Source organism: Rahnella woolbedingensis, from assembly GCF_003602095.1.
Taxonomy (GTDB): Bacteria; Pseudomonadota; Gammaproteobacteria; order Enterobacterales; family Enterobacteriaceae; genus Rahnella; species Rahnella woolbedingensis.
In genome coordinates, this window is record NZ_RAHH01000024.1 from 78191 (window position 1) to 91006 (window position 12816).

Consider the following 12816-nt stretch of genomic DNA (forward strand, 5'->3'; position numbering starts at 1 on the left):
ATAAAATGCCTTCGTCCACAACTCCCCTGCTAGCTTCTGCGTTGAAAACCGGAGATACCATTGGTTTTTTCTCGGCATCGTCACCCGTTACCGCAACGGCTCCTGAGCGTTTTTCTCGTGGAAAAAAATTCCTCGAGGAAAAGGGATTTGTATTGAAAGCAGGATCACTGACGGGGCATTCTGACCATTACCGTTCAGGTTCTGTTGCTGCCAGAGCGGAAGAATTCAATCAGCTGATCCGTGACCCGCAGGTGCGTTGTGTGATGTCGACAATCGGAGGCAATAACAGCAACTCCCTGCTGCCTTTTCTGGATTACGATGCCCTGCGCGCCGACCCGAAAATCATCATCGGCTATTCCGATACCACGGCGCTTCTGGCCGGGATTTATGCACAGACCGGTCTCATTACTTTTTACGGTCCGGCGCTGGCGGCCTCTTTCGGCGAGTTCCCTCCACTGGTTGATGAAACCTGGGGCTCTTTTACCGACATCCTGATGACCCGCCACAACGCGCCGTACCGTTATTCTCTTCCCGCGCACTGGACTGACGAAAAACTCAACTGGAATGACGTCACCCCAGTCAGAGCCAAAAAACTGTATGCCAATACCTGCCGCTTTTTAGGGAAAGGGCGCATTGAAGGACGGGTCATTGGCGGGAATCTGAATACGATGTCGGGTATCTGGGGCAGCCCCTATATGCCGGAAATCCGTCAGGGCGATATTTTGTTTATCGAAGACAGCCTGTTGAATATCGCAACGGTTGAACGCTCATTTGCCATGCTGAAACTTAACGGGATTTTCGACAGGGTGAGCGCCATTCTGCTCGGCAAACACGAACTGTTTGATAGCGCGGGTACGGGCAGACAGCCGGTGGACGTTCTGCTGGAAGTTCTGAACGGGCAGGAAATCCCTCTGGTCGATGGCTTCGACTGTTGCCATACCCATCCTATATTAACGCTCCCGCTGGGCACTGATATTGTTGTCGACTTTGATCGCCAGCATATCGACATCTCCGGCCAGTACCTGCGCTGATCCTCCGCAAATCACGTACTACTAAAATTCCGTACGTGATTTATTAACTTTTCCTGTTTCATACCCCGGCCATTTACATTTCCATCCACTGCTCTGTAAACATTTACTACAGAAATCTGTTTTTAAAATAGAAGGGTTTATACTAACTGCCCTCTGTGAAGCAGTATATAAAGATAAAATACCCGTAAAGCAGCACCGTACTAATTAACTGATGCAGCGGAAATGACCGAATATTCTATACAGGGAGGAGTGGAATGCCCATGGTTTATCTGATTGAAAATCAAATAGTATTCAATCCGGAGGAAAACTCACTTTCATTACTGAGTGATGTCGAAAGTAAGATCGCCGTCTCGAATCCTGCACGGAGAATATTATTATTGTTAATTGAGCAACAAGGCGTTGTCGTCCAGCGTGAAACATTCTTTAAAAAAGTATGGGATGACTACGGTCTGAATGCTAGCAATAACAACCTCAATCACTGCATCAGCAAATTACGTAAAGTTGTCTCCACACTGGGGTATCAGAATGAATTTATTGTCACTGTTCCTAAAGTGGGCTTTATCATCAGAAAGGAAATCATTATTACGACCTGTGCCGATAGCATGGAGACTCAGGTAATAGTAGAAAATAGGGATGAAATAGCTAATCAGCCGGAGATTGTTCTGAAAGAAGATCCCCCTGATGATGAAATAATAAATCATTCTGTGAACCCGCAGCAAAATTCGACGGAACCTGAACCACGGAAGCTAAGAAATCAGCATTATTCTATGATGAGCATGTTAGTGACCACGGCACTGACAGTTTGGGCATTTTTCATTTTTTACAATGATATGAGTGATCCAAAAGCCGACTTAGAGATTGCCAGAATAGGATCCTGCGGTTTGTATTCGACGGCACCTGTCTCACAGTCACATAAAAGTCATTTTATTCAGCTGGCGGAAGATTTTATTCAGAAGAACAATATTTCATGTAAACCAGGGCACATCTTGATATTTCAAAGTGAGATTTACTTATCGCCAATAAACACCGGTTCAGTCCGGGAGTTTCTCGCGCAATGCAGCATCGATGATAATCATAAAGCTAACGTTTGCATAAGCTTTTATATAAATGACAGGACCACGCATGATCAGTGATAGAAAGCCCTTCCCTGTGGGTAAGAAGCCCCTCATTTTTATATTACTTCCTGTCACTGCATTGCTGTTTGTCTTATATGGCATCTTCCTGAAAAGTGATCAGCATGAGTTTCCGGTTAATATTCCCTGCCGGGGAAGTATGATAGTGGAAGCACAATATGATCATCAGAAAGCAAAAATGGTAACTTCCCTGTACTTCAGCTTTCTTGATAAGCAAAAAATTTTAGTTTCACTTAGCGGGACTGCATATTTATACGATCAGGAAGGAAAACTGATAAACAGAAAAACGCTGCTGAGAAATATCTATTATGACCATGTACAGGAGAACAAAGTGACCGATACCTATTCCATGACCAGCAGCCAGATAAACGTTGATAGCATCGACAATATGGACTGGGAGACTTCCTCGCTGTTGCTGATAAACAGTTTTTTTCTGACCGGCCATACCGACACGATGGTGTTGAAAAAATATGACGACAACACCATGCTGATAGAAAATAATCAGTCTTCATTTGCCATATGCGCCTTCAATAAAACGCTTTAAAATCAGCAGGCTGGCTGTCTCCCGTTATTTAAAGTAGAGATACAAATGAAAACCGCAAGCTTGGGCATATCGAGACAGTGTACTAAAGCTTGCCTGAGCTGGCCGCTTTTCGAGCCGCGTGATGGCCGGCGGTGTGATCCCGAGTCGTCTGGCCAGTTCAGTTTTACTCAATCCGGCATCTTCGCGCAGAGTTTGCAGCAGGGCGTGAATGTGTGACTCTGCGATAAGTTCAGGTGCCTGGGCGGAGTAGACGGGTTCCTCCAGCGCCTGAGCCCGTAATTTTGCCGTTCTTAGCATATCGTTCTCCCTTATCTTTGCGGTCAGTAATAGTTAATCTTGACGATCACTGACGCATCAAACTGCCCGAGAGAAAGAGTTTTTCCCGGGATCGCACTCAGCTTTGCAGTGAAGTTTTTGGTGACCTCATTCACATTATTCAGCTCTGCAAAATCATCGTACCGGTTGAAAGTGATCGCTTGCTGCTGATCGTTGTAAAGCATCAGCTTCGCGCCGTTTGAAAGGTCTATCGCAGTACTGTCCAGCAGCGGACTGGCTGTTGAAAATTCAGCCTGCAGCGAAAAATTATCCAGACACCCTTGTTTGACGGCTTTGATGGCAAACGGCAGCGAAATACCTGACGACCGCGAAAGTGTCGTGCTTTGAATCACGCCAAAATCCACAATCTGCGATTCCGGATACACTTTCAGGTCAGAACCACAGGCCAGAAAACGGATCCCCTGCAAGCCCGAAAGGTTATATTTAAGGTTTTTAGCACCGGGTGATTTGTTAATCCCCCTGCTGCCATCAAGCTGGAAAACGGTGAACTGGTCAGCCCCCTGATAATGCCCGCTGGAAGGCGCATTGCCGCTGACTTTGATATAAAGGCGAAACGTCACGTTGACCGTTACATTCTGGCCTTTTTTGATAGGCGCACTGTTGGTACTCAGTCTTTGTTCGTTCTGTTCCAGATCCTGTCCGTTGTAACTGACGCCCAGCAATAACCCCTCACCTATCGACTGAGACTTAGGGTTAAAGTAGAAATGCACAACGTCGATAATCGAGCCTAAAACATTGTCGCAGTAAGCCGTGACGTTGATGTCATTCGATTCCCAGATCTTGGTTCCGACCGGAACATTCGCGGGGATCGCCAGTTGCCCTACCGGTATCGCCGGTTTATCCACGATCCCGGTGCCTTTCTCCACACAATCGAGCGCCAGAGCGCTGCGGGAGAATACAAATAGCAGGATGAGGATTACCATCCGGCAAGTGGGTAATCTGCAAATATCAGGCATAACAATCCCTTTTCTTTGAGGTAATTCCGTTCAGTGAGGCTTCTCACGTGGTTGTTATCGCTTATCATCCTTGCTGATGAGCTGACATTGCACGGACGGGCAGTTGTACTGATTAACCTGAAGACCGCCATAATCATCCATGTAGCCCAGGCTGTAACGGTCGCTGACGTACTGACTGCCGGTCAGCGATTGCGTTGCAAACGGCGCCAGCATCACGCTGTCAAAACCCGATGCATTACCTTTGTTGTCTTTGCCCAGATACCCGACGGTGATGTAAAAAGGTGTCGGGTTCGTCAGTGTCAGACCCTCACTGAGCCGCGTAACCTGCAGCTGTTCCTGCCAGTTGGCTTTCAACAGTTTCCTCAGTTCTGCCGGGCGAAAGAACAACTTCACGCGGCTTTGGATCGCCACCTGCATCACGTTGGCCATATCACTTTTTGGCGGCACTTCCCGCACGTTGAAATAGAACAGCGACTCACGGTCTTTTGGTAAACCGGCGGTTTCCGGCAATTGCAGGATACGGATCTGGCTTTTCTGGCCAGCATCGATACGCTGCATCGGTGGCAGGGCCACCAGCGGCGAAGTGATTTTTTCGCCCTGCGCGTTCTCCAGCCAGACCTGCGCCAGATAAGGCAACTCCTTGCTCTGGTTCTCGAGCATGACGCTGACGGATTTATCGCTGGCGTTGTAGATGATGCGCGTCCGGTCAAGATTCACTGCGGCTAATGCCGGAGAACATGCTCCGGCCAGCATCAGTACGGCAGCACAGCGTAAAATCAGTTTTTTCATCAGGTTCTTCCCTTGCTTATGCGATCCCTTCAGACCGCTTTTCATCGTTATCTGCATGGCAGTAATACCTGCCCTGAACGGGTTTCAGGCTGCGGCGGCACCTGAACCTGGCATTGCTGGTCGTCTCCCCAGCGGACGGTCAGAGATTTTTCGCCTGACACCCCGGCCAGATAGGCCAGACCGCCGTCACCGATGAGTCCGGCTTCGAAACCGGAGCTGTTGTCGGTCACTGACGCTCCCAGTGGCGGATGACTGCCATCTTTCAGGCGGATCACCGCCATCAGACGCTCACCTTTAATCGCGCGGATTTTGCGAAAACCTATCGCCCCTTCGGTCAGGGTTTTGCTGACAACCGAGCTGTAGACTTCCACGTCATCCGGCAAATGGTTCACATCAACGCGGATATCAGAGGTCTGATAGCTGGACACGCCATTCACCACCGCAATGCCATAATCATTGGTCACTGACGCGCCGTCGCTTATCGGGATGCCTTTTACGCCGGTGGACAACATCATGCGAGGCTCGCTGCCCGCGCTGCTCTGATGCAAGGCCGCACCCGCCGCGGTGGCGGTAAATGAGCCGTACCAGTTCGCGTTCACCGCACGGTAATCGTTATTTTTCACGCTGCCGTTGGCGCCGAACTGTCCATACGGCGACATGTGCTGATAGTTAGCGCGGAACACGCCGTTACCTTTTTGCACGTCCGGACTGCTGCCGCCCGCGCCAACGCGCCAGGTATTGTTCGGATCCTGACTGTTGTAGTACGACGCTGTTTGCGAGAAGCCGTCTTGCGAATCCTGTTGTGCGTCGTAGCTGATTTGCTGTCCTGAAGACAGCGGCAGGCTAAGCGAGAGGAACATCTGATTTTCATCGGTGCTGCGGTAATTCAGCTTGCTGGCCGAAAAGGTGGCAGACACGCCGGTAAAGCGCCCGATATCGAAAATCTTGCTGACGGACACGCTGTAGTTGTTACTCGGATCCTCATTCCAGTAGACCTTATGCGTCGCCGACAGATACATTGTGATCGCAGGCCATGGCAGATACTGGTTCGCCGTAATGGTGTACGTTTGTTTGTCATCGCGGGAATAGCCGTCGCCGTTCACCTTGTCGAGGTACTGGTTAAAAGACATAAACGTCTTTTGTGAGAAGCGATAACCGGCAAACGTAATCTGACTGCCGGTCGAATCAAAACGTTTGGAATAGTTGGCGCGATAGCTGAAACCGGTTTGTTTACCCGCATCTGGCACGGTCGCTGAAGAGCGCGTCACGTCAAAAGACACCGCCCCAAGTTTTTGCAGGTTTTGCCCGACACCCAGCGCCTGCGCCTGATAATTTCCCGTTGTCGAAATCAGGCCGCCGTAAAGCGAGAAGTCATTCAGCGCGCCCCAGGACATTTCTCCACTGTAAAAACCCGGTTGCAAAACGCGGTTGCTGCTGCCGGTGGTCGGTTTACCCATTGCCGTCTTAAAGCGCACCTGGCCTTTACGGGTCAGAAAGGGAATGGTGGCCGTCGTCACCTGATAGGTTGTGACGCTGCCATTTTCCTCTTCAATTTTGACGTCCAGCGCACCCTGCACCGCTTCGGTCAGATCCTGAACCACGAACGGCCCCGGCGAAACGTTAGTCTGGTAAATCACCCGCCCGTTCTGGCTGATACTCACTTTGGCGTTAGTTTTGGCGATCCCGGTCACTTGCGGCGCATAGCCCCGCAACGACGGCGGCAACATGCGCTGATCGCTGTTCAGAGACGCGCCAAGAAAGCGGAATGAATCGAAAATGTCAGAGCTCAGGTAAGTTTGTCCGCCAGTCAGACGAGCGCCGATCGAGGGCAATGCCCGGTATACGTATTTCTGCGTCCAGGTGAAATTATCGCTGGCAGGCGTACCTGACGTGCGTGAATTGGAATATTGATAATCCGCACGGGCACGCCAGGCCCCGAGGTTAAAACCGGTGGTGCCGTAGCTGCTAAAGCTGGTCGAGGTATCGCCCTGTTGCGGCATGTAGCGGCTGCCCAGGAGGTTATAGTCAAGCAGAGCACCGTTAACACCTTCATCCCATTGTGAAGGGGGCACCCAGTTTTGATCATGGAACGTCAGCCAGGCCTGCGGAATACTGATATTCAGCGTCTGCCTTTCCTGGTCGTAACGGGTGGTGACTTCCGGCAGTTTATCCAGCGACGTACATTCGCCGTGATGCCACAGGGTAATTTTTTCCCGTGCTGATTTAGTCAGATCGAATTTATCCACCAGCGAAGGCGGTGAACATAACCGGCTATTTTTATTGTCTTCGTTCGGAATATATTGAATGAGGCTCTGGTCGCCCAGAGTACGGCCATTGAGTATCACATCCAGTAAATATTCGCCAGGCGCGATGTAATTGGCGACCTGAAAACGCGATAAATCGACGTTATTGCGATCGGCAGAATCAATAAAGTTAACGTTAAATTCGACCGCCAGGCTTCTGATTGAAATTAAGCATCCCGACAAAAGGAAAATAAGCCATAAGCTTCTCCCCGTCCTTGTCGATGTTCCATCCATCGCAAACAACATAATAAAATCACTTTTTGCTTTTATAGATCAAACATAAACCCCTGGCGCAGGTGCACCTGGAAAATAAAGGGGAGATAACTCCCCTAAATAATAACAATGCTTATTTATAGTTCAGGGCGTATGTTGCCTGAGAAACGATAGTACCGGTCGAAACAGGCTGAGTGTTGGCTTCAACGCGCGCAGCAAATACCAGCTCATTGTTGCCACTGACAAGATTAATATCTTTAGAGGTATCACCGACTTTCAGCAGATCGCCGTTCGCATCAATCAGACGAATGCCTGCGCCCTTGGCACTGCCGGTGTTGGCCAGCAATTCAGTCGCGCTGCTGTCAGGTGTACCGGCAAAAGAAACGGCTACTTTAGACATCGCCGGATATTCAACAGTACCCGCAGTTTGTGCAGTCAGGTCGCAGCCTTGCAGATGAATGGTGTAGTTAACGTTTTGAGAATATTTATTGCCGCTTTCCAGCACCTTATTCGCTACCTGGCCCATATTCACATTAATGTCCTCATCCCCTGGAGCAATAGAGCAAGGCGCATTAATAACGGTTCCGGTGAAATGAATACGACCAGAGCCCTGATCGGTTCCGGTCGGTGGTGTAGTAACATCGTCTGCGAAAGCTGAAGCAGAAATAAGGGCAGATAAAGCAATAACCAGTGTCTTGTTCTTGGCGTTAAACATAGTAAGTCCTTGAGATTGTAACGGTAGCTATTAAGCAGTAAGCCGCTGTTAAGCGATATTATTCGCTGTACCGAAGAGAGCACCCCTCTCTTGCCAGATCAATATACTGATATTTTAAATTTAACGTTATAATAATTTGCTCAATGCAAATATTAAGAGTTTTACACTCGGATTAATCTTTAAACATTGCCATTATGAATGGAAATTAACTCATAGGTTAAAATAAATGATATTAAATGTTCTGCAATGAATAATAACATTCGCATTAGATGAGGTAAGTTAAGCTTTATTTAACCAATTCATTACATTTTTAATCATAAATTTTTACCAACGCGCATTTTTTTCCTTTCATAGCCCCCTTTTATTTCTGTGGTCTGCCCCGCAGTGACCATGCGCATATCTTGCTGTTTTTACTCTGCTTGCGTGATCTGACCCCCAAAAACCAAACAAAGCCAAACCGCAAACTACACTTAACCTTTGATTGACATATCATTAACAAATTAAAGGAGAAAAACCATGAGCCATGTTTATAAGCATCCTATTCCTGCCTCTCTGGCAGAACGTACCCTGATCACACCTGAGAAATATCAGCAGTTTTATCAACAGTCTGTAGAAGACCCGGATGTATTCTGGGCCGAGCAGGCGAAAGTTTTGGATTGGATCAAACCTTTCACAAAAGTGAAGAACACGTCATTCGCGCCGGGAAATATTGATATCCGCTGGTTTGAGGACGGTACGCTCAATCTGGCTGCGAACTGTCTGGATCGTCATTTAACAGAGAAAGGCGATCAGACAGCGTTAATTTGGGAAGGTGATGACCCAAACGCTGAAAACAAACACGTCACCTATAAACAGCTTCATCATGATGTCTGTCAGTTCGCGAATGTACTGAAAGGACTGGGCGTTAAAAAAGGCGACGTTGTCGCTATTTATATGCCGATGGTGCCGGAAGCTGCCGTTGCCATGCTGGCCTGCGCGCGTATTGGTGCCGTGCATTCCGTTATCTTTGCCGGCTTCTCACCGGAAGCCGTCGCTGGCCGTATTATCGACTCCAGCGCCAAAGTGGTGATCACCGCAGATGAAGGACTGCGCGCGGGTCGTACTATTCCACTCAAGCAGAACGTTGACGATGCGCTGAAAAATCCTTCTGTCACCAGCGTGACACATTCCATAATTTTCAAACGCACCGGCAAACAGGGCGAATGGAAAGAAGGTCGTGATATCTGGTGGCATGATGCGATTGATGGCGTCTCGGCTGATTGTCCGGCTGAAGAAATGAAAGCGGAAGATCCGCTCTTTATCCTTTATACCTCCGGTTCCACCGGCAAGCCAAAAGGTGTGCTGCATACCACCGGCGGCTATCTGGTTTATGCCGCGCTCACGTTCAAATACACCTTTGATTATCACGACGGGGACATCTACTGGTGTACCGCTGACGTTGGCTGGGTAACAGGTCACAGCTATTTGCTCTACGGACCGCTGGCCTGCGGCGCAATCAGCCTGATGTTTGAGGGTGTGCCGAATTATCCGACGCCTGCACGTATGGCGCAGGTCATTGATAAACACAAAGTGAATATCCTTTATACCGCACCTACCGCTATCCGTGCGCTGATGGCCGAAGGCGATAAAGCGATTGAAGGCACCAGCCGTGAATCATTGCGGATTATGGGTTCTGTGGGTGAACCGATTAACCCGGAAGCCTGGGAGTGGTATTACAAAACGATTGGTAACAGCCAATGCCCGATTGTCGATACCTGGTGGCAAACCGAAACCGGTGGTTTCATGATAACGCCATTACCGGGTGCTACTGAGCTTAAAGCCGGTTCGGCAACAAGACCGTTCTTTGGGGTTCAGCCTGCACTGGTAGATAACGAAGGTGTCCCACAGGAAGGTGCGTGCGAGGGTAATCTGGTCATCACCGATTCATGGCCCGGACAGGCGCGCACGCTGTTTGGCGATCATGACCGCTTCGAACAGACCTATTTCTCAACCTTCAAAAACATGTATTTCAGCGGAGACGGTGCCCGTCGTGATGAAGACGGTTATTACTGGATAACCGGCCGTGTGGATGATGTGCTGAATATTTCCGGCCATCGTCTGGGAACAGCTGAAATTGAATCCGCATTAGTTTCACATCCTAAAATTGCCGAAGCCGCTGTTGTGGGGATCCCTCATAACATCAAAGGACAGGCTATTTATGCCTACATCACACTAAATCACGGCGAAGAACCGACACCGGAGCTCTATACCGAGGTACGCAACTGGGTGCGTAAAGAGATAGGGTCCATCGCCACACCGGACGTTCTTCACTGGACCGATTCATTACCTAAAACCCGCTCTGGTAAAATTATGCGCCGTATCCTGCGCAAAATTGCTGCCGGTGACACCAGTAATCTGGGAGATACCTCTACGCTGGCGGATCCGGGTGTCGTCGACAAATTGTTGGAAGAAAAACAATCAATGAAAGTGCCGTCGTAATTTTCACCGCCCTGGCGCGGTGAACTCTATCAATGCCTCACAGGAGTCACTGAGATGAATGATCTCATTTATCAGAGAGTTGTAAATAATCCACGCTTCAGGGAACTGGTGCAAAAACGCAGCCGTTTTGCCTGGTTACTTTCAGCGATCACGCTGGTTCTGTACGTTGCCTTTATCCTGCTTATTGCCTTCGACCCGCAGTGGCTGGGAACCCCGCTCTATGAAGGAGCCACGATTACCCGTGGTATTCCAGTTGGAGTGGGGCTAATCGTTATCTCTTTCGTTCTGACCGGAATTTATGTCATCCGCGCAAACGGGGAATTTGACCGGCTCACTGCAGATATTATCCGCGAGGTGCAGCCATGAAGGCGCGTCGCGGCTCTCTCCTTTTGCTGGCATTATCTTTAGCCTTCCCTTTCAGCCTGTTTGCCGCCGAAGGGATCGCAGGTGAAGTCAAACGTCAGCCCCTTAATATTGAAGCGATTGTAATGTTCGTGCTGTTCGTCGGTGCGACGTTATATATCACCTACTGGGCGGCAAAACGCACCCGTTCCCGTCAGGATTACTATACCGCAGGCGGACGCATTACCGGCCTGCAAAACGGCATGGCCATTGCCGGTGACTTTATGTCAGCCGCGTCTTTCCTAGGCATCTCTGCGCTGGTTTACACATCCGGATATGACGGACTGATTTACTCGATCGGTTTCCTGATCGGCTGGCCGATCATCTTGTTCCTCATCGCCGAACGTCTGCGAAATCTGGGTAAATATACCTTTGCCGACGTGGCGTCCTACCGTCTGAAACAGAAACCAATCCGGCTGCTTTCAGCCTGCGGTTCGCTGGTGGTGGTCGCGTTGTATCTGATTGCACAGATGGTCGGTGCCGGTAAGCTGATCCAGCTGCTGTTTGGTCTTAACTACCATGTGGCCGTGATTTTAGTGGGTATCCTGATGGTGCTCTATGTGTTGTTTGGCGGGATGCTGGCAACGACGTGGGTGCAAATCATCAAAGCGATTCTGCTACTGGCTGGTGCGACATTCATGGCGATTATGGTCATGAGATCGGTTGGCTTCAACTTCAACACGCTCTTTACTCAGGCCGTCGCCGCTCATTCCAAAGGGATTGCGATCATGAGTCCGGGAGGATTGGTTTCAGACCCGATATCAGCCTTGTCTCTGGGGCTCGCACTAATGTTCGGTACCGCCGGTTTACCGCATATCCTGATGCGATTCTTCACGGTGAACGATGCTAAGGAAGCGCGTAAAAGCGTGTTTTATGCCACAGGTTTTATTGGTTACTTCTATATCCTGACGTTCATTATCGGTTTCGGCGCTATCGTTCTGGTCAGTGCGAATCCTGCCTTTAAAGATGCCAGTGGTGTGCTGCTCGGCGGCAATAACATGGCTGCCGTACATCTGGCTGATGCGGTCGGAGGGAGCTTCTTCCTCGGCTTCATTTCTGCCGTCGCCTTCGCCACTATTCTTGCCGTTGTTGCAGGTCTGACATTAGCGGGCGCTTCGGCGGTATCACACGACCTTTACGCCAGTGTCATCAAGGATGGTAAAGCGACTGAAAAGGATGAGCTGCGCGTTTCGAAGATAACGGTCATCATTTTAGGGATCGTTGCGATTGCTTTGGGTATTTTGTTTGAAAAACAGAATATTGCGTTCATGGTCGGGCTGGCTTTCTCCATCGCTGCGAGCTGTAACTTCCCTATTATTCTGCTCTCAATGTACTGGTCCAAGCTGACTACGCGCGGAGCCATGATTGGTGGCTGGCTGGGATTACTCACCGCGGTCATACTCATGGTCCTCGGGCCAACTATCTGGGTTCAGATTTTAGGTCATGCTAAACCGATTTATCCGTATGAATATCCGGCGTTATTCTCGATGATTGTTGCCTTCGTGGGTACCTGGTTCTTCTCAGTTACTGATAACTCGCTGGAAGGACAGAAAGAAAGAGAGCGCTTCTATCCTCAGTTTGTACGCTCACAGACAGGGATCGGGATCTCTCAAAGCTCTAATCACTGATTGTTATAGTGTCAGAAACGCAAAAGGCCATCCCTGAGGATGGCCTTTTGTTTGGATATTTTTGTCGTAAAACGCTTAATCGTATAAAAGACAAAAGCCCTGCACATTGTGCAGGGCTTTTGTCTTATTTGATGCCTGGCAGTTCCCTACTCTCGCATGGGGAGACCCCACACTACCATCGGCGCTACGGCGTTTCACTTCTGAGTTCGGCATGGGGTCAGGTGGGACCACCGCGCTAGTGCCGCCAGGCAAATTCTGTTTCATTCATACCGCTCACCTTAAATCAGG

11 protein-coding genes and 1 rRNA gene are annotated in these 12816 nt (G+C 49.4%); 6 read left to right on the forward strand and 6 right to left on the reverse strand.

From position 1 onward, the window contains the following. The first annotated feature begins 5 nt into the window (after positions 1-5). The 3 genes from D6C13_RS18855 (at position 6) to D6C13_RS18865 (ending at position 2708) form a co-directional block, all read left to right on the forward strand. Positions 6-1031: a S66 family peptidase gene (locus D6C13_RS18855; RefSeq protein ID WP_120134215.1), complete on the forward strand. Its 1026-nt coding sequence runs from the start codon at positions 6-8 to the stop codon at positions 1029-1031. A gap of 260 nt (positions 1032-1291) precedes the next feature. Beyond that, positions 1292-2164 (forward strand): transcriptional regulator, encoded by an 873-nt coding sequence (locus tag D6C13_RS18860; RefSeq protein ID WP_244212720.1) that lies wholly within the window; start codon positions 1292-1294, stop codon positions 2162-2164. Continuing rightward, entirely contained in the window at positions 2154-2708 is a 555-nt protein-coding gene (locus D6C13_RS18865) for a FidL-like protein (RefSeq protein WP_120134217.1), read from the forward strand. Before D6C13_RS18860 ends, D6C13_RS18865 begins: the two co-directional genes overlap by 11 nt. 24 nt (positions 2709-2732) lie before the next feature. Here D6C13_RS18865 and D6C13_RS18870 read toward each other — a convergent pair whose 3' ends face one another. From D6C13_RS18870 to D6C13_RS18890, 5 genes are all read right to left on the reverse strand, one after another. Then, entirely contained in the window at positions 2733-3005 is a 273-nt protein-coding gene (locus D6C13_RS18870) for a helix-turn-helix domain-containing protein (protein WP_120134218.1), read from the reverse strand. Positions 3006-3028: 23 nt separating this feature from the next. Then, complete coding sequence (locus D6C13_RS18875) at positions 3029-4000, reverse strand: fimbrial protein (protein WP_120134219.1); 972 nt, start codon at positions 3998-4000, stop codon at positions 3029-3031. Positions 4001-4054: 54 nt separating this feature from the next. Then, on the reverse strand, positions 4055-4789 hold the full coding sequence (locus D6C13_RS18880) for a fimbrial biogenesis chaperone (protein WP_120134228.1): 735 nt from the start codon (positions 4787-4789) through the stop codon (positions 4055-4057). Positions 4790-4836: 47 nt separating this feature from the next. Further along, positions 4837-7275: a fimbria/pilus outer membrane usher protein gene (locus D6C13_RS18885; RefSeq protein ID WP_244212721.1), complete on the reverse strand. Its 2439-nt coding sequence runs from the start codon at positions 7273-7275 to the stop codon at positions 4837-4839. A 163-nt stretch (positions 7276-7438) separates the two neighbouring features. Continuing rightward, positions 7439-8020 carry a fimbrial protein gene (locus tag D6C13_RS18890; protein WP_120134221.1) on the reverse strand — a complete coding sequence of 194 codons (582 nt, stop codon included), beginning with the start codon at positions 8018-8020 and terminating at the stop codon, positions 7439-7441. 516 nt (positions 8021-8536) lie between these two features. On the opposite strand from D6C13_RS18890, the gene acs reads away from it, so the two are divergent. Genes acs through actP form a run of 3 tightly spaced genes read left to right on the forward strand, consistent with a single transcriptional unit; the run spans position 8537 to position 12528 of the window. Next, positions 8537-10498 (forward strand): acetate--CoA ligase, encoded by a 1962-nt coding sequence (gene acs / locus D6C13_RS18895; RefSeq protein WP_120134222.1) that lies wholly within the window; start codon positions 8537-8539, stop codon positions 10496-10498. Between the two features lie 54 nt (positions 10499-10552). Further along, entirely contained in the window at positions 10553-10864 is a 312-nt protein-coding gene (locus D6C13_RS18900) for a DUF485 domain-containing protein (RefSeq protein WP_120134223.1), read from the forward strand. Next, positions 10861-12528 (forward strand): cation/acetate symporter ActP, encoded by a 1668-nt coding sequence (gene actP / locus D6C13_RS18905; protein ID WP_120134224.1) that lies wholly within the window; start codon positions 10861-10863, stop codon positions 12526-12528. Before D6C13_RS18900 ends, actP begins: the two co-directional genes overlap by 4 nt. Positions 12529-12661: 133 nt before the next feature. On the opposite strand, the gene rrf is transcribed toward actP, so the two are convergent. Further along, positions 12662-12777, reverse strand: a 5S ribosomal RNA gene (gene rrf, locus D6C13_RS18910). Positions 12778-12816: the final 39 nt, after the last annotated feature.